General features: G+C 47.5%; 11 protein-coding genes. 1 reads left to right on the top strand and 10 read right to left on the bottom strand.

The annotated features are described in order from the left end of the window. Nucleotides 1-27 precede the first annotated feature (27 nt). From accC to BQ7480_RS05030, 10 genes are all read right to left on the bottom strand, one after another. A complete protein-coding gene (gene accC / locus BQ7480_RS05075; RefSeq protein ID WP_072541980.1) occupies nucleotides 28-1539 on the bottom strand; it encodes an acetyl-CoA carboxylase biotin carboxylase subunit in 1512 nt (503 codons plus the stop codon). A gap of 340 nt (nucleotides 1540-1879) precedes the next feature. Further along, complete coding sequence (locus BQ7480_RS05070) at nucleotides 1880-2824, bottom strand: metallophosphoesterase (RefSeq protein WP_072541979.1); 945 nt, start codon at nucleotides 2822-2824, stop codon at nucleotides 1880-1882. Nucleotides 2825-2950: 126 nt separating this feature from the next. Next, nucleotides 2951-4366: a hypothetical protein gene (locus tag BQ7480_RS05065; RefSeq protein WP_072541978.1), complete on the bottom strand. Its 1416-nt coding sequence runs from the start codon at nucleotides 4364-4366 to the stop codon at nucleotides 2951-2953. Nucleotides 4367-4407: 41 nt separating this feature from the next. Further along, complete coding sequence (locus tag BQ7480_RS05060) at nucleotides 4408-7062, bottom strand: TonB-dependent receptor domain-containing protein (RefSeq protein ID WP_072541977.1); 2655 nt, start codon at nucleotides 7060-7062, stop codon at nucleotides 4408-4410. 161 nt (nucleotides 7063-7223) lie between these two features. Then, on the bottom strand, nucleotides 7224-8507 hold the full coding sequence (locus tag BQ7480_RS05055) for a histidine-type phosphatase (RefSeq protein ID WP_072541976.1): 1284 nt from the start codon (nucleotides 8505-8507) through the stop codon (nucleotides 7224-7226). 137 nt (nucleotides 8508-8644) lie between these two features. Next, complete coding sequence (gene mfd, locus BQ7480_RS05050) at nucleotides 8645-12022, bottom strand: transcription-repair coupling factor (RefSeq protein ID WP_072541975.1); 3378 nt, start codon at nucleotides 12020-12022, stop codon at nucleotides 8645-8647. Nucleotides 12023-12107: 85 nt separating this feature from the next. Continuing rightward, on the bottom strand, nucleotides 12108-14543 hold the full coding sequence (locus tag BQ7480_RS05045) for a TonB-dependent receptor (RefSeq protein WP_072541974.1): 2436 nt from the start codon (nucleotides 14541-14543) through the stop codon (nucleotides 12108-12110). Continuing rightward, a complete protein-coding gene (locus BQ7480_RS05040; protein ID WP_072541973.1) occupies nucleotides 14533-15501 on the bottom strand; it encodes a FecR family protein in 969 nt (322 codons plus the stop codon). Before BQ7480_RS05040 ends, BQ7480_RS05045 begins: the two co-directional genes overlap by 11 nt. Nucleotides 15502-15503: 2 nt before the next feature. Next, nucleotides 15504-16064 carry an RNA polymerase sigma-70 factor gene (locus tag BQ7480_RS05035; protein ID WP_072541972.1) on the bottom strand — a complete coding sequence of 187 codons (561 nt, stop codon included), beginning with the start codon at nucleotides 16062-16064 and terminating at the stop codon, nucleotides 15504-15506. A gap of 30 nt (nucleotides 16065-16094) precedes the next feature. Further along, complete coding sequence (locus tag BQ7480_RS05030) at nucleotides 16095-16724, bottom strand: hypothetical protein (protein ID WP_072541971.1); 630 nt, start codon at nucleotides 16722-16724, stop codon at nucleotides 16095-16097. A gap of 363 nt (nucleotides 16725-17087) precedes the next feature. Between BQ7480_RS05030 and BQ7480_RS05025 the strand changes: the two genes are divergently transcribed. Further along, entirely contained in the window at nucleotides 17088-19244 is a 2157-nt protein-coding gene (locus tag BQ7480_RS05025; protein ID WP_072541970.1) for a tetratricopeptide repeat protein, read from the top strand. The last annotated feature ends 259 nt before the right edge of the window (nucleotides 19245-19503 follow it).

The following is a 19503-nucleotide window of genomic DNA, read 5'->3' as shown; positions in this document are numbered from 1 at the left end:
ATCTTCTACTTTTTAATTAAAACACGCTTAGATTCGCAATACTCCTTTTTTCAGACCGAATTCGCGCCAGCGGCTGATCGGACGGTTATCGCTGGATGCCGACTTGTTTTCTTCCAAGTTCATCAGGTAGTCGATGTAAGCGGCAATCATGGCAATGTTTTCAGTTTCTTCCTCCTTCTGTCCGGCCCATTCACGGAGCATATCCTGGTGTTTCGGGATGAACAAGGTATTGTAATGCCCTTCCACGAAGTCGGGCACGTTCATAATGTGACGCAAGTAACCGATGTTAGTCTTCAGTCCGGTAATCTTGTATTCGTACAACACGCGGCGCATACGTTCGATAGCAAACTCACGGGTGGTAGCCCACACAATCAGCTTACCAATCATCGGGTCATAATAAATAGGAATTTCGTAGCTTTCGTACACGTAGCTGTCGATACGTACGCCGATGCCGTTCGGCTCAATCAGCTGACGGATGACACCCGGAGAAGGCATGAAGTTGTTTTCTGAATCCTCGGCACAGATACGACATTCAATGGCATGTCCGCGCTGCTGCAGGTCTTCCTGCTTGAAGTGGAGCGGCTCGTTGTTGGCCACACGAAGCTGTTCCTTTACCAAGTCCACACCTACCACTTCTTCCGTAATCGGATGTTCTACCTGCAAACGGGTATTCATTTCCAAGAAGTAGAAATTGCGGTGCTTGTCGACTAGGAACTCAATCGTACCGGCTCCTTTGTAATGCACAGCCTTTGCCGCAGCCACAGCTGCCTCACCCATTTTCTGACGCAATTCAGGAGTGACAAAAGGAGAAGGAGTTTCTTCCACGATTTTCTGGTTACGGCGCTGGATAGAACATTCACGTTCAAAAAGATGTACGGCATTTCCGTAATTATCACCCAGAATCTGGAATTCGATATGATGAGGTTCTTCTACAAATTTTTCCAGATAGACGGTATCGTCACCAAAAGAAGACATAGATTCCGAACGGGCTGTGTTATAGGCTTCTTCCACTTCGTCTACATTGTGAATCAAACGCATACCCTTACCTCCACCCCCCATGGAAGCTTTCAACATGACCGGGTAACCGATTTGATTACAGATTTCTTTGGCCTCTTCCACACTCTGCAACGGTTGTTCTGTACCCGGAACGACCGGTACACCGGCTGCAATCATGTGCTTGCGGGCAGAAATCTTGTCACCCATCGCATCCATTGTCTCCGGATCCGGACCGATAAAAATAATACCTTCCTGACGGCAACGACGTGCAAACTCTGAATTTTCAGACAGGAACCCATATCCCGGATGAATAGCATCCACTCCATGACGTTTCGCCGCCATGATAATCTTATCTATGTTCAGATAACTTTCGCGAGACGCAGCAGGGCCAATCAGACAAGCTTCATCCGCATAAAGTACGTGGCGAGCCGTTCTGTCGGCTTCGGAAAAAACTGCCACGGTACGAATGCCCATTTCACGGCAAGAGCGCATCACGCGCACAGCAATTTCACCACGGTTAGCGATCAATACTTTGTGTATCATGCTTTATGTTTTAATTATGATTTCTATGATACCGGATCGTTCTCATACGACCCAATTACCTGATTATCCACGCACTGAAAAATCCATTCGTGCACAGATAACCTAAAAACTGTGCAAAAATAGCAAAAAAAGAGACACCGTTCCAACGAATGCCTCTTTTTTTGCCAAATCGCTACTCTTTCCCTAGAAAATACCTACAAATGAGGAGAAAATTACCTTTCCAGAAACAATAACGCAAAGTCGAGTTTACAAAACAACGGAATACAGAATATGTATTTTTATTCCTAAAATATTTTATAAATTCTCATTTTTCCGGTCGGGGATACATACACAAAACGGTCTATCGGGCCTGGCGGACCGTATAAATTACTTTTCCGTCCTTGTTTATCATGTGCAGACACAATTCTTTCTTATCGGCCGAAACCAAAGAGAAACCGGATTCACCGCTACAGAATTGGGTCCCGTCGACTGTCTTCACCTTACGGCTTAACGAACCGGAAGAGTTTACCACATAATCGATGGCACTTCCCGGCTTGCGGATGTGCTGGAAGTTATGAATATGACCGCACAGGTACATATTTACATTTTTATGCTTGCGCAGAATAGTGTCTACTCTTTTTTCCATGTCCAGACGTTCGGCGTCGCTTTTGTCGGTATCGGCAAAAATCGGATGATGCCCTACTACCAGCACCCAGTCTTCCTTGGCTGCGGTCAGCACAGAATCCATCCATGCCAGCTGCTTGTCCATGTCCTGCCGACAGGCATCCGGATATTTCTCCACATCTTTCCGATATTTGTCCAGCAAGGGAGCGGTATCAATCATGACCAAGCGCACGGTCACATCGTCATTCTCCAACACTTTCGTATAATAACGGGCCGGTATTTCCCAACGGGCACTCACCTGCGCGTAATCCAATACCGCCTGGGTATTGCCACGGTATTCATGGTTTCCCATAACCGGATACCAGGGAATCATCAACTCCGGATGACTGTATATCAGTTCGTAATTGGTCATCCACAATGGGTCGTTCACACTGCGGACACCTTCAAAATGGTGCACATCGCCTGCTGCTACTACAGCTTCGATATCTACATTCTCCGCCAGCTGCCCCATCAGTTCGGCAATAGGCTTCTGGTCGTAATAACCGTTACGTCCCAAGTCATTGGCCAGCAGAAAGTTTACCGGCTTTTCCAACGCCTTCCATGCAGAAGCATCCTGCGCAAACACCACCAATACAGACAAGGACAAACAACAGGTCCAGAAAAATTTCTTCAATGAAATCATAAAACAAACAAATTAAATAAATTGAGATATTCAAAGAATAAGCCCGAAACAGGCTGTCCGGACTTATTCAATTGAGGAAAACGCAGTCACTCTGACTGCCTTAACAAAACCTAGAAAAGGAAATTATCATTTTGCGCCATAGGCACCGAAACGAGCTTCTACTTTCGGAGATGTATATGTCTGGCCGTTTACGCTCAAACCTTCCGTTCCAAAATAAGGAGCCAATGCCGCATCGTTTCCGGCATACGCACCGGTCAATACCGGCGAACCAGCTTCTACCTGGAAATCCCATGCCTCATCGTACACGTAAGCTGTCAAAGCTACGTCGTTAATCGGGAAGTTGACAAATTTCGGGTCATTGGCCGCACATTCTTCAGCAGTCTTTGTAATCACACTGTGTGCATCTACCACGCCTTCATTGTAGTTTTCATGTGCGTATGCATATCCTTCCCAAGAATAAGCCACACCAGATTCTTCCGTAAACACTACATCACTCTTCTGTGTACCGGAAGCATAATAGTTATAATCAATGACAGACTGGTCGTTATAACCTTCATCTACATTATTCGGAATGTCATAATTCGGAGTCATAGCTCTGAACTTGCAGTTCACCATCAGGTTATTGAAGACATTTGCCAACGCATTCTTTTCGACATACACGCAACCGCCTTTTTCACCGTCACGACGCCATCCGGCATTGATAATAGTATTGTTGTAAGCCTGGATTTTGGCCATTGCACGGTCTTCGCTCTGACCGGAACTGGACAGCTTCAAGCCGTTGGTATTCGGACTGAACATCACGTTGTCGGCCACATCGACCACGCAACCGGCTTTTACGTTTACAGCTTCCGCCCCGTCGTATCCGTTGGCAGCGAAAATATTATTGGCAATAATGGCATTTCCTCCCATCAGGTAAATACCATCCGACCAGCCGTTGCGCAGGATGGAATTGGTAATCACATAACGTCCGTTAATGTTGTTAGTAGTAATCTGGGGATACGCATCATCTCCGGCTGTATAGATTTCAGCACTTGCCGCAGGGGAACCTTCAATTACCTGCCCTCCTGTATATTCAATGATGGTGTGGTCAATCAGCATTTCCTCACAAGTAGCACTGGCCACAATTCCACCCCAAAGGCCTTCAAAAATATTTTCATTGGTACGTTCATTCTCTGGAACAGAGAACAAAATCGGTTTTTCAGCAGTTCCTTCACAATACAAATTACCATTGACAGTAAACTCAATCGGTGCGTGATTGGCTCCTACTCCGTCTGAACTTACAATGATTTGTGCTCCTTCCTTTATCACCAGGCTCTTTCCTTCCGGCACAGTGTAATGATCCGTAAGCTTTACGACGGTATCAGCAGGCCAAACAATGACATTGTCATTGGTTTCCTCACTGTTCCCACCATTGTTTTCATCATTTCCATCCGTATTCTCGGTACCGTCACCATTAGCGATAGGATCTTCTTCCGTACAAGCGGCCATAAAAGACAACGCTACCAAAGCTGTACTTGCCAGCAAATAATTTTTCAGTCTCATTACGTAATAAATTTAGTTACTAGTTAATTATTTATATTTGATTATAGTTTATATCTGATTCCCAGCATGAACGATTGTCCGTGCCATTCTTTTCGTTCTATCACATTCCCATCTTTCCGTTCCGAGGTTACATTCGCTGTTTGCGGGCCACTTTGAATGAATCGCAACAAAGGAGTGTCCAGCAGATTGGACACTTTGGCAAAAATACTGATGCCGTTCTTGAAGCTCTTTTCCACAGATGCATCCAGCTGCATGTAGCCGTCTTCCCAAATATCATCATTATACCAGTTGGAAATATCGCTCAAACGTTTTCCAGTATAACTTCCGGCAATCTGTCCTTCCCAGCCATATTTGGTGCTTTTGAAAAGCAACGATAAATTCGCCACATGGGCCGCCTGTCCGAACAAAGGACGTGTCTGCGAAATGCTCTTCACATCGTTGCCGTCCATGATACGCTTCTCGGTCGTAATCGTAGAGTGAGTGTACGTATAATTAGCCTTGATACCGAACCAGTTGAAATATTTCATGATATCCACTTCCACACCCAGGTTGGTTGCATCGCCGAAGTTCATCGGTTTATAGTAGGTATCCTGTCCCTCGTTGAGCAAACCATATTCAATCGGGTTCTGCAACCGTTTGTAGAACATGCCCACCATAAACTGTTCGGACGATTTCGGAAAATATTCATAGCGCAGGTCGATGTTGTCGGCCACAGTATGTTTCAAATCCGGATTACCCTTTTCCTTGTAGTCTTCATTGATGATGCTGTAAGGCACAATCTCAAAGAAGCTGGGGCGGTTGATAGACCGTGCGTACGAGAAACGCAGGTTGGCATTCTTATGCACTCCATATTTTGCATGAAAGCTGGGCAGCACATCCGTATACTTCTGGTTTCCCTCGGGATCTTCATTCTCGGTCGGGAACTTCAATACATATCCTTGATTGGTATGTTCCACACGTACTCCCGCAATGAACTCCCATTTCCGATAGGTATATTTCACCATTCCGTAGCCTGCGCCAATCTTTTCAGAAGCATCGTAGTTCAACGGGTCACTGATGTTACCGTATTTCAAGGGAGTAAACAAAATCTCATCGTAGTTATTCCAGTCTTCCCCCTGATATTGCGGATCTTTCACTCCCGTTGCCGAGTTGAAGGTGTATTCATTGAAAAAGCTGTCACGCTTCTTGTCACGGTACATACCTCCGACAGAGAAATCAAAGACAGAACCACCGTCCAATTTCAGTTTGTACATCAAGTCCACATATCCCGCCTTATCTTTATCTGAATTGTGTTCCCAACGCCGGGTAGCTGCTCCAGAAGTCTGTACGTGTGTGCCTTGCAAGAAAATTTCCGTATTATCCGGAGTCTCACTGTAGGCTTTCGAGATAACTGCCGACCAGTTCAGGCGAAGCGCCCCATCGTCCAAAAAGGAATGTTCGCCTTTCAAGGTAGAATTGATGATATACTGGTGATTCCACTTCATACGTACGGCTCCTTCCTTGTCGTCATGTCCGTCGCGCACTTCTGCTTCACGCATATCCATGTAACCATTATACCAGGTCAACTTATGATGTTCGTTAATGAAATAATCCAGTTTGGCATGCGCCCCGATACGGGTCTGCTGGGAAGAGTAATTACGATACTCAATGCCGTTGTGAGTGGTGCCCGGCTGATAATACAATTGGCTTTCCTTACCACGATAGGTATTCAGGAAACTGCCGGCCAGCATCACGCCCAGCTTGTTCTGAAAGAAACGGTCGCCATAAGAAATCCCGGCAGTCAAATCCGGCAAAGGCTTTTTCCAGCTCATCCGTAAGTTGTCGGTTGTGAAATTATCCATGGTCACCCGGTTGTCTTCCGGCATACCCATCTGTTCATACGGCGACTGTTTGACGATGGCCCCGTGGTTGAACGACTGAAAGTCACGGCCGAAATACATGGCATTGTAACCGGTCGACAAATTCACGGTAAACTGCCGTTCCGTAGGTGCATCCTTCATAATCAGGTTGACCGCTCCTCCGATTCCATCGCCTTCCATATTGGCAGTCAATGATTTGGTTACTTCCAAACGATCGAGCATCTCCGACGGGAAAATATCCAGCGGCACGAAACGGTTCTTGTTGTCCGGACTCGGAATTTTCACCCCATTAATCAAAGTATAATTATAGCGCTTGTCCATACCCCGCAGAATCGCATACTGGCCTTCTCCGCTGCTGTTCCGCTCGATGGTCACGCCCGACATACGCTGAATCACATTCGCTACGGTGATATCCGGTGAAAGCTCGATGGCCTTAGCACTCATCACGTTGACCACATTCATGGCCTGACGTTCAATACCGCGTGCACCAGCTTCCGTTCTTCCCGGATTGGAGGCCACCACCACTACTTCATCCAGTGCCACATCATCGGTTTTCAGTGGAATCACGATTTCTTTCTTGTCTGGAGTGATGGTCACCTCATATTTTTTGTATCCCACATAAGAACAGACCAATGTATATTTATCCCGATTGACAGACAGGTTAAAACTACCGTCCAACCCCGTAACAGCTCCCTTTCCGGGCTCTTCCTTTACCATTACCGATGCACCGATAATTTCCTCTCCTGTCTGTGCATCCTTAATCTTTCCTTTTACCACACTGGCCTGCACACTTGCAGACATCAGTGACAACAACGCCAAAACAATACTTGCTTTCATTTCCTTTTCTTATTTGCCGCAAAAGTATCCCATCCTATTTTCATCCTTATTGCATAGAAATTTCTTTTTTGTTACATTTAGGCAAGAGATACGTGCAAAAAAAAGAGGTACCCCTTTCAAAAAGAAATACCCCTCCTTACAATATGTATAATGCTTCCAAACTACTTTACCTGTACCGGCAGCTGGATGCTCTCCAGCATTTTCGACCAGTAATTCCGAACGTCTTTCCAAGCATAATAGGGAGCCATCTCACTGTGAAGCGGCAGCTTCACCTCGCGTTCGTTCAACAGTACCTTGACCAGCACCTCTTTCACCCCTTTCTTTCGGTAAAATATCAGTTGCACATTTCCACACATCGGAATGATACAATAGGTACGGTACGTATCTGCAATGCGCTGCCAGTCCGCCGTGGAAGCCTGCAAGTCATTGATGCCCATCAGTACCGCCAAAGGAGCCAGGTTCGTGTCATGTCCATAACGCAACGTCACCCCATTCTTTCGGGAAGCAATCACGGTATCGGCTGTTTCGATAAAATTTTTCAACAGATTTTTTTCGAGCTTGTACATGCAGTCGTCACTCAACGGGGAAGCTCCTTTCTCATAGTACCATTCAAAGTTGTTACGCTGCCACAAGTCATACCGTTCCTGCGGAGTGAACAGGAAAGACAAATCGGGCTGACGGTCGCTGCTCTGGCTGATACCGTGCAATTCAAACAAGTCTGTCATCAACTTCACCGGCTGGATATGAGCCTCTACGTAAGAAGAATCACGAAACAGCTGTTTCATCAAGCGTGCCGGATGCACATACACGCTATCTGCCACACGATACACCGAGTCACTGTTCTCCAGATGCTGTGCTTCATACAAAGGATTCTTGTACTTTATATAATAGGCATCTGCCTCACTGGCCTGCGTGGTGATGTGCAGCTTGGGGTTCAACCCCTTCAATTCCACACAACCGGCTGCCATGGAAAGAAAGGCTCGTGTTTTATAGGTAGAGCGTGCATCCACATGCACACCGTCAGCGAACACCTCCGGATAATGCCGGTACATCCGGTCTATCAGCTCCCGATGTTGCCGCGCCCCTTTCGGCGTCAGCTCGCCATAACGTGCTTCGGCTTCCTGAGCCAAAGCAGCCACCACCTTCAATGCCCGCTTTCCGTCTGCGGTCAGCACCCCGGCCTCATCCGCTGCAAGGAGAAGCGACAAAGGCTGAGTATATTTCTTTTCCTTCGTCAGATAACGCGACCCATGACGGGCAAACATCGATATATAAAAAGGAGTATAACCCGCGGGGGCTGAAGTAAGCTGCACATCGGGTACCTCATAGGCATAGTATTTTCCTCCCGCCAGTGCCGGATTCTCATCAATCTCTTCACGTGCCGTCTGCCCCTGCATGCACAAAGGGAAAACCAGAAACGGCAGTATCCATCCTGTTTTTCTCATAAGCTTTTCTTAGTTTGAGGCATAAAAATAGCCGTTTATTCCTCCCAGTCCTTCTCTTCCGACCCGAAAAAGAATCATCCCAAGCTTACTGAAACAAAAATGCAATCCCACTGTCACCCGATTGAGACAACCGGGGCCTACTGAGCACTTTCTCCGTCCAGGCTGACAATTTCCTGCAGGATACTGACTGCATCTTTCACGTTGGTCACCTTGGAGACCACCATACTCCGACGTCCGTTCTGTTCCCGCAAATTGCAGTAACGAGGGTTCTTGGACATATACGCAATAATCTTTCCGAAAGCCATACTCTGATAATACGGACTGTCCAGGTTGCTGACAAAAAAGAGGGTCATACGCTGGGCTTTCAACACCACTTTCTCCACTCCGAGGCGCTTGGCCAGCCGCCTCAACGGCACAATGCGCAGCAACTCTTCTCCTTCGGGAGGAATCTTTCCAAAGCGGTCGAGCAGCCGGGCCCTGAACGCCTCCACATCCTTGTCCAGTTCCAGCTTGTCCAGCTCCCGGTACAACAGCATACGCTCACTGCTGCTCGGAATGTATTCATTCGGGAACAGCAACTCCAGGTCACTTTCCACGGTACATTCATCCACGAACTCTTCACCGCTGATTTTCTCTTCGCCGGCCTTGATTTCATCGGCATACAAATCGGCAAACTCTTCGTTTTTCAGTTCGGTCACTGCCTCGTTCAGAATCTTCTGATAAGTTTCATAACCCAAGTCGGCAATGAATCCGCTCTGTTCGGCTCCCAGCATGTTCCCGGCCCCACGGATGTCCAAATCCTGCATGGCAATGTGAATACCGCTTCCCAAGTCACTGAAATTCTCGATGGCCTGCAAGCGGCGCTTGGCTTCAGGAGTCAAAGACGACAACGGAGGAGCCAGCAAGTAGCAGAAAGCCTTCTTGTTGCTTCGTCCCACACGTCCCCGCATCTGATGCAAGTCGCTCAATCCAAAATTCTGCGCCTGGTTGATGATGATGGTATTGGCATTGGGAATGTCGATACCACTCTCAATGATGGTCGTAGCCAACAGCACGTCGTAGTCGTAGTTGACAAAATCGAAGATAATCTTTTCCAGTTCTTCCGGTTGCATCTGTCCGTGTCCGATACACACCCGACAGTCCGGAATATTCCGCTGAATCATGGCCTTCAGTTCCGCCAGATTCTGAATCCGGTTGTTCACAAAAAAGACCTGTCCGTTACGGCTCATTTCAAAGTTGATGGCCTCGGTAATGATTTCCTCATTAAACGTGTGCACTTCTGTCTGAATCGGATACCGGTTGGGCGGCGGAGTCTGGATAACCGACAAGTCACGGGCTCCCATCAGTGAGAACTGAAGCGTACGCGGAATCGGCGTAGCCGTCATGGTCAATGTATCCACGTTCACCTTTATCTGACGGAGTTTCTCCTTCACGCTCACCCCGAACTTCTGCTCCTCGTCAATAATCAGCAACCCCAAATCCTTGAACTTTACGCTCTTCCCGATAATCTTGTGCGTACCAATGAGTATATTGATGCTTCCTTCGGCCAGTTCCTTCAGAATACGGCTGGTTTCCTTGGCTGTCCGCGCACGGCTTAGGTATTCCACCTTGCAAGGCATTCCCTCCAGACGCTTCTTAAACGTTTGGTAATGCTGGAAAGCCAACACCGTAGTCGGCACCAGTACCGCCACCTGCTTGTTGTCGGCCACTGCCTTGAAAGCCGCCCGGATGGCCACTTCCGTCTTTCCGAAGCCCACGTCTCCACACACCAGACGGTCCATCGGCTTGTCGCTCTCCATGTCCGCCTTCACATCTTGAGTAGCCTTCAGCTGGTCGGGCGTATCCTCATACAAGAAACTGGCTTCCAGTTCATGCTGCAAGAAACTGTCGGGGCTGTATTTAAATCCTTTTTCCTGTTTACGCTGCGAATACAATTTAATCAAATCGCGAGCAATGTCCTTAATCTTGGTCTTCGTCCGTTCCTTGATTTTCTCCCAAGCACCGGTTCCCAGCTTACTGATACGCGGCTGTTCGCCTTCCTTGCCTTTGTATTTCGAAATTTTATGCAGCGAATGAATGGACACAAACACCACATCGTCATTCTGATACACCAGCTTGATGACCTCCTGCGTAGTATTCCCGTTCGGAATGCGCACCAGTCCCGCAAAACGGCCGATACCATGGTCGATATGCACCACATAATCCCCCGGCTCAAACGTATTCAGTTCTTTCAGTGACAAAGCCACCTTTCCACTCCGTGCCTTGTCGCTGCGCAGGTTGTACTTATGAAAACGGTCGAATATCTGATGGTCTGTAAACACACACATCCGAAGCGAATGGTCCACAAAGCCCTCGTGCAGCGTACGGTCCACCGGCTCAAACGTAATCCGGTCTCCTCTTTCCTGAAAGATATCTTTCAATCGCTCCGTCTGTTTGGCACTATCCGAACAGATATACAAACGATAGCCCCGCTGCAGGAAATCGGTAAAGGAGCTCGACACCAATTCAAAATTCTTATGAAAAATAGGCTGTACGGAAGTTTCGAAAGCAAGCCGTGCCTGAGGAGTTCCTATGGCCTTATGCCCGAAATCAATCCGGAAAAACTCCAAGGCACGCACCGTAAACTCTGCCCCGTCAATCAGTTTCCGGGAAAGATTCATCAAGTCCGTCTCCTCCCCTTCATAGGCTTTCAACGCCTGCGGCGATACGGTCTCGTCATGAACCGCCTGAATACGTTCGCGTACCCAAAGCAAATCCTTTACCCAAAGAATCGCATTTTGGGAAACGAAGTCCAAGAAACAGATATCCGAACCTTCCGAGGTAGACAATTCGGGTACGATACTCACCGACTCCTTTTTCTCTTTCGACAGCTGCGTCTCGACTTCAAACGTCCGGATACTGTCAATCTCATCACCGAAGAAGTCGATTCGATAAGGATATTCCGATGCAAAGGAATATACGTCCAGGATACTCCCCCGCAAGGCAAACTGTCCCGGTTCGTACACATAGTCCACGTGTTCAAAGCCATAGCCGGAAAGTTTCTCCATGAGTTTCCCCGTCTCCTCTTTCTGCCCCACCTTCAATGTCAAGGTAGATGCGGAAAGCTGGTTCCGGGATACCACTTTTTCGGCCAAGGCTTCCGGATAAGTGACCACTGCCACCGGCTCCTGCCGTTCCAGACGGCTCAGCACCTCCGTACGGAGAATCTCGTTGGCCGCATCTTTCTGCCCGTATTTGATGGCCCGACGGTAAGAAGAAGGGAAAAACAGGATGTCCGCATCTCCGTTTACCTGTACCATGTCATGGTAAAAATATCCCGCTTCCTCCAGGTCGTTCAAGATAAACACATACACACCCGGCACGGACTTGACCCATGCCGAAGCAAACAAGGAAGCACATGAACCGTGCATACCTTCCAGAAATACATTTTTTACACTCTTATCCTTACACAAAGAAGCCAAACCAGCGATATTAGGATGTTTGGCATAAATATCCTGAAGTTCTTTTATACTCATCGTTCCATCAATAGATGGTGCAAAAATAGCAAATCTCGTTTGAATATACACACAAAAAGACAAAGAATGAGCCAGAATTCACTACTCAAAACTTAAAACTGATGCTCCCGTATGGCAAACAATTACTATGCCAATGCACCGAATAAAAATTCAGGATGTCTTCTTCCGAAGGATTGCCCACCAGATTATAGACTCCCAAGCGAAGTAAGAGCAGTTTTTCGCCCAAGGATTTCCGGTAAGAATACCCCACATCCACCCGATAATTGAGCGGTTCGCGCCTCTTCCGGAACTCCTCCGCAGGCAACAGCTCAAAATCTTCATTCAGTTGCATGACCTTTCCCGAGCGCAACATCCCCCCTACGGAAAATAAGGAATGCTTCGTCAGCTGGTAAGAAACGGCTCCAGCCAACTGATGAGGCACATCATACAAGGAGGGCATCTTTCCTCTTTCCGGCATCTCGCCAAACCATTCCCGGCTCCGGGAATACGCATACGAAAGCTGCAAAGTCCAACGCTTCCACTGCTGGTAGTAATACCCTTTTATCCCATAACTGTCTCCCCTTCCCGCCATCAGATACTGTTGCCACGAACCATCCTCAATCCACGTGTCCGGCCGCAAGGCCAACACATTTCTTCTCGTCTTGTAGTAGGCGGAAAACTCCAGCTGTCCGTCTTTCAGAAAATGCCTCCATCCCACTTCATAATGCTCGGAGGAACGAGGCTTGAAACCGTCAATACTGGGCATCCTGAAATCCGTAGGCAAAGAAAAACTGTCAAAACGGAGGAAATGATAGAATTGCTCCATCTTTGAAAAGTTCACATACAGCAGATTTTTCTCTGAAGGGAAATATTTCAGCGAGAAACGGGGCTGGATGCTATAGTACGAACGGCTGTGCTGCGGGTAATACCCCACTCCATGCACACCTACCTGCACAGACAGTTCGGGCGAGATGCGCAACAAGTTGTCATAATACAAGGAAACCTGATTCACTGGTTCATGACGCACCGTCACCTCTCCCCCTTGCGACACCAGATCGTAAATTTCATACGCATATTTCACTCCCCAGCGGGCATGATACAGATTCTCATAAGCATAACTGAAATCTGTCGCCGCATTCAGCGACTTGATGCCGCTATGCACATAGCTTTCGCCATCATACCCCATTTCCCCCATGTACGCCCGGTTGTTATGAGCGGAATAGAATACGGAAGTCGTATTCCCAAGACTGCCTTTTTGCGTAGTATAGGACAGCTGGTAAACCTGATTGTCCCAGCGTAGTACAGAAGCATTCTCGCCATTCTCCTTAATCGGCAAACGATAGTCATCCCGTGCACCGTAAGCCAGCACATTCAGTGTACTGACGGGAGAAAGGCTATAAGACAATTTCGCATTGTAGTCATACATGGAGTGGTTCAAGCGGTTTTCTTCCGACAACAGTCCATCGAAGAAATCCAGCCAGCTGCGCCGTGCACTCACCATATACGAGAGTTTCTTCTTGAGAATCGGTCCCTCCAGCGTAACCGAAGCAGCCGGCATATCCAGTGTAAGCGTACGCACATGTTCATCTTTGTTTCCTTCTTTCAGATTCACTTCCGTCACGGACGAAATTTTCCCTTCCAGTCTGGTAGGGAAAAAACCTTTATAGAACACCATGTTTTTCACCGCATCTCCATTGAAGACCGGCAACAGGGAATTGAAATGGCCCGGATGGAAAACAGGTACCCCGTCCAGCAACAACTGATTCTCATCGTATCCTCCCCCATCTACCATAAAATTATGCCCTGCCAACGAGGAGGTCACCCCCGGCAGAATCCAAATCTGAGAAAACAAATCGTTCCCGTTAAACGAAAGCAAATTAGAAGGCGTCAGTCCATTCAGCTCATTTTCCCGTTTGCCGGACTCAACCGTCACTTCCTCTATTTCAAAAAGCAACGGCTTCAGATGAGTACGGACAAAGCAGTCTTTTTCCACCCGGACGGCACGGGTCTGCGGAGTATAGCCCATATAGGAAGTCTTCAAGACATACAGCCCTTCCGGCACATACAGACGGAACATCCCGTTTTCGTTCGAGATGGTATTCCATTGCTTTCCACGCCTGTCTTCCAATGTCACGACCGCCCCATACAACCGTTCCTCGCTTTCCTCCTCACACACGGTACCGCTGACATAATAGTTTTCCATCCGGCGTGCCTGAATCACCAGCTTCCGGGGAGGTACAAAAGCCGTCTTTACCTGATAACCTGCCAGAATCTTATCCAACAGCTCCTTTACGGTCATCTTCTCACCCCGTTCTATCCGGCAGACTTTATCCATCTCTATCTGTGCCGCATTATACGACAACACGATGCCTGTGTACTTTTCTATCCAGCCAAACCACTGCGACACGGTAGCGGAAGAGCCAGGAACTTGAATCCACTCTTCCGCTACCGTATGCGCTGATTTGACTTCCTGTCCGCTCACTTGCTGGAATCCGAAACCACTCATCATCCACAACAAGAGAAACAGCCATCTATTTTTCATAAAGCCTGTAATGTTTTCCTTCTACCAATGTCTCACATTTGCACCCACAAAGAAAAGCCAGCTCGCTGGCAATGTCCGGTTCCGACAGACTGATTCGAGTGGTTATCAGGTTCTTCTCCAGCCCTTTTTCCAAATCGATTCGCATTCCTGTCTTCTCGGCTATGACGCTTACCACCTCCGTCACCGGTGTCCGCTCAAAGACCAGCACCTGTTGCTCTTCGCCAAACACATCCTGCGGACGTGAAATCGTGTCAGCCTGCAAGGCCCCGTCCTTCAGCTCCGCCTTCTCGTTGGCTTCAATGACCACTTCCTGACTGGAAGCCTCCACCCGCACTTTACCGGTCTTGACATACACACCCGCCTTTTCCTGCCGTGTCACATCCACCAGAAACGAAGTTCCCAGTACCTCCACATTCAACAAAGCGGTTTCTACCTGAAAAGGTATCCCGTGCATCTTCTTCACCTGGAAAAAAGCCTTACCTCGCAATTGGGCATGCCGCCCCTCCTCCTTACCGGAAAAAGAATAGGCCAGTGTAGCATTCGGATACAGAATCACTTCCGAGCTGTCGGGCAAAAGCACCCGTTGTTCCTTCGTGCCTGTATTCGCATAACGGATGAGCTGTTCTTCCGTACCTGTACGGAAAAGATAGAACGCTCCAATTCCCAATAACAGTAGCAGAGAGGCCGCGGCAGACCAGATAAAAGTCATCTTCCGCCGGAAAGCAACCGTTTTCGGACGTTCCTGTAACCGAGGTTCGATTTTCTGCCAGGCCTTTTCGGCATCAAAGTGAATCTCTTTCGAAACCTTTACCGGTATCTCCATCAGCTTTCGCATTCGTTCAAATTCCTGACCATTCGCCGAAATCCACTCATCCAGTGCACGTTGCTGAACAAGAGTCAACGGCTCATGTGCAAAATAACGGGCCAGCAATTCATTTATATCTTCATTCTTGTTCATACTCATTTACGATTTATAATCATGGATAAAATGGAAACAATGACCGTCACCAGCAGAAAACCATGCTCGGCCACATAGACACGCAGCAACTTGATGGCCTTTGTCATCTGATTCTCCACTGTTTTCTCCGACAAAGCCAGTTTTCCGGCAATTTCACGATACTTCAAGCCCTGAAGCTTGGCCAACAAAAAAATCTCCTTGCATTTGGGAGGCAACGTGGCCAAGGCCGCATGCAGCAGGTCCTCAGGAGAACGTGCTCCTTCCTCTGGCATTTCATCCGGCAGACAGCTGGCAGAAGCCGGATGGTCCTCTATCGACACCGTGTCTTCCCGCCGCTTCCGAAGAAAGGAAATACAACTGTTTTTTACGGAAGTAGTCAGATAGGCTGCGAATTCTTTTTCCGGCATGGCATCAAGCTGCTTGTTCCACACACCGATAAAGAGTTCCTGCACGATGTCTTCCGCATCGTCCGCGTCAGAAACATATCCATAGGCTATATGGCATAGCCTTGAATAATGTTCCTGAAAGCGGGATTTGAATATGTCCTTTCTATTGGCTTTCATTCTCGTGATTCAGTCAATATTCGAATTTAATTAAAACTTCAAGCTAACGCCTGCCGTCACAAAGCCTTTGTGTCCCAGTCCGGCTTCCACAAAACCTCCTATCCGGTCATTACCCACTCGCAAAGCAATCGGATTTACCTGATAAGCAAAAGAAGTGCTCAAATCAGCTTTTTGCACCGCCTTTTTTCCGGCATCGGTCAATGCGCTCTCCTTGTGACGGCTCAAGTTCACACCGGCAGCAGCCGTTCCATACAATTCTACCAGCCCTCTTTTATAGTACACAAATTCCGCAGCCGGGAGTACCAGGAAATTCAGGTTGCTTTCTTTCAGAGAAGGAGTCGTTTCTCCCGCCAAGGTCAGTTTGCTGTTTGATTTAGAGAATCCCAAATCGGCACCTACCTTAAAACGTCCGAAAGAATAACGATAACCCAAGCCGTAGACCAGACTGTAATTTTCGTCTGTACGCTTGCTGCCTGTCACCGCATCCAGCAGTCCCATACCCAACACGTCGACCGTTCCCTGAGTCAAACCGTCACTCACCGAAAGACGGATGTCATGGCGGTTTTCAGAAGGTGTGAAATTCTTACTATGTTCTTGTCCTTTTACCAGATTCGCACTTGCCAACATACACAAAGATAATGCAATAAATTTAAATTTCATAAGTTCTAGTTTTTTAATCATTAAAAATTATGCAATTCTTATTCAATTTCTATCGATGAACAGTCTTGCGTTTAGTTTCTCTGTTGTTTCACTTAGCTAGGTGATTTCGTCTTCATAACGCAGCTTACCGGCAAAACCCCTATCCGCCAACAGAAAAAAAATTCAACTTTTTCTGAGAAAAACCCACAAAAATCGCATAATCACCTCATAATGAGAAGAAAACAATTTTCCATAAAGCATTATTTTTTCTTTTATACAAACACCAAAATCGGAAAAGTAAGAAATAATTATTACTTTTGTCTCCCAAGGAAGGGGGTGGAAAAAGAATCCTCTCCATTATTTTTAGACTTCTGAACAAATATCATGCACAAAGAAATCATTCAACTCTTACACGAGAAAAGACTCAAGGAAGCTTTCTCCAAGATTAAAGAGGCTGCAAACACGCTGAATAACTGGGAGCTGAAGTCGCAGATTGAGACCCAACAGACGACTTATCACTATATGCTTCAATATACGGAAATGGGGACGCAGGACCCCCAACGCGAAACTATCTACAACCAGCTGCTATGCAAGGGATATGAGCTGGCCGACAAAACGTATTTCCTGAAAGACCAGGAAAAGGCCTACGGCTATTTTGCGGATAAATTCAGGAAATTCGCGCAGACACCTCCGCACACCTTCAAGGAAATCGGTTTCATGCTGGAAGCAGCCAAACAACCCTCTCCCCAGACACCTGAGGAAGAGGAGCAGGCCCTTCAAAACTACACCCTCCACCAGAATGCCATCGATGAATTGTTCAACAAGATATGGGTTTCCACACAATGGGGTGAAGAAGACTTCCAGGAAGCCCGCGAACTGTTCCTCAGCTCTTCCATGGCAACCAACGACAAGGCGGTGATGACCAGCGCCGTAACCCTGAGCCTGCTGCAGCTTTTCGACCAGCGGAAATTCCTCTGGCTGTTTTTTGCCTATCAGCAGGGCAGCGAATCCGCAGTCAGCCAACGGGCACTGGCAGGCATCGCACTTGCCACCTATTTCCAGTCGGACCGCATCCGCCTGTATCCGGAGCTGGTGTCCGCATTGAAGCTGATGGAAGATAACCCGTCTCTCCTGAAACAGTTGCACGACATCCAAATCATTTTCCTTCTTTCGCGCGAAACAGAAAAGATTGACAAGAAAATGAGGGAGGAAATCATTCCTCAAATGATGCGTAACCCCCAATTACGCAACCCGGAACTGAAGGCCATCGAAATAGAGGACATCGAGGACCTCAATCCGGAATGGCAGAAAGACATGGAACAGATGAACAAGCAAATGCGCGAATTGGGTGAATTACAGATGGAAGGCGCTGATACGTATATGACTGCTTTCTCCCAGCTGAAAACGTTCTCCTTTTTCCAGGAAGCGGCCCATTGGTTTTATCTGTTCAGCTTGAAAGTGCCCGACCTGTACCGAATTTATAAGGGAAAGACGTTCAGCGAGAAATCCTTGCTCGGACTGATGATCAGCTCCCCGGCATTCTGCGATTCCGACAAATATTCCTTCTGCCTGGCCACGCAGTCACTGCCTCACGACCAGCAGACCTTCATGCGTTCCAAGCTGAACGGAGAAGACCTGATACCCAACGACCTAAATCTGAACGAGAACCTGGAAGAACAGAAACTCAACACCGTCCAACGGCAGTACATCCATAACCTGTACCGGTTCTACAAGCTGTGGCGGTTCAGACAGGAGATGCACGACATTTTCAAAGACAAGCTGGATTTCTGGAACAACAGCTTGCTTCGTCCCCTGATTTTAAAAGGAGAGTATCATGGCCAGATTGCGGGCTACCTCTTCTCCAAGGGGTACATGCAGGAAGCTGCCATACTTTATGAAGCATTGGCTGAAAAAGACCCGGCCCAAGCGGAAATCTGGCAAAAACTGGGATTTGCCTACCAGAAAAACAAGGATTATGAGAAAGCCATCCGGGCCTATCTGCAGGCAGATGCCTTAAAGCCCAACCATTTATGGACGCTCAAGCAACTGGCACAATGCTACAAACAATCCGGAGATTATGCCATGGCTGTCACCTTCTACCGGAAAGTCCTGGAGGCCGACCCTGACAACCTGCACCTCCTGATGCAGACGGGACAATGTCTTACAGCACTCAAGAACTATCCGGAAGCCATCAAGCTGTTCTACAAAGTGGAATTCCTGGAAACACATCCGGAGAAAGCCCGGCGGGCCATCGGCTGGTGCTATTTTATGTCCGGAAAATACGAAGATGCCCTCCGGATATACGAAAAACTGCTTGCGCTGGAGCCTCCTCAGGCAAACGACTGGCTGAACTCCGGGCACGTCTATCTGGCCATGGGGAACATCCCTCAGGCCCTGTCCCATTACCGGAAGGCACAGGCCGGATGCGAACCGGGAGAGGACTTCATCGCCTTGTTCCTGGCCGACAAAGCGGCCTTGGAATCACAAAAGGTGACGGAAAGCCAGATTTACCTGATTGCGGATATTCTGCGAAAAGAATAAGACTAATCCTGACACAGTTCATTTTACACTACCTATTTATCAATTAGTATGATTGAAAAAATTTATAGATATACATCACTTTTTTTAAGGACTTTTTTCTATTATTCGGAATGATGTCAATGTACTATATGTTTACAGAAACTTCAACAAAAAGTATCATCAAGCCTTGTTTGTTTTATGCTTTTACTGTAGCTATTTTTAATCTGATAAGAACCATATTTAAAGATAAAAATAAAAAAAACAAGTAAGCTCCAAACAT

Origin of the sequence: Bacteroides mediterraneensis (assembly GCF_900128455.1) — a bacterium.
GTDB lineage: Bacteria > Bacteroidota > Bacteroidia > Bacteroidales > Bacteroidaceae > Phocaeicola > Phocaeicola mediterraneensis.
Note: the sequence above shows the minus strand (reverse complement) of the source record. Positions and strands in the feature narration are given on the sequence as shown.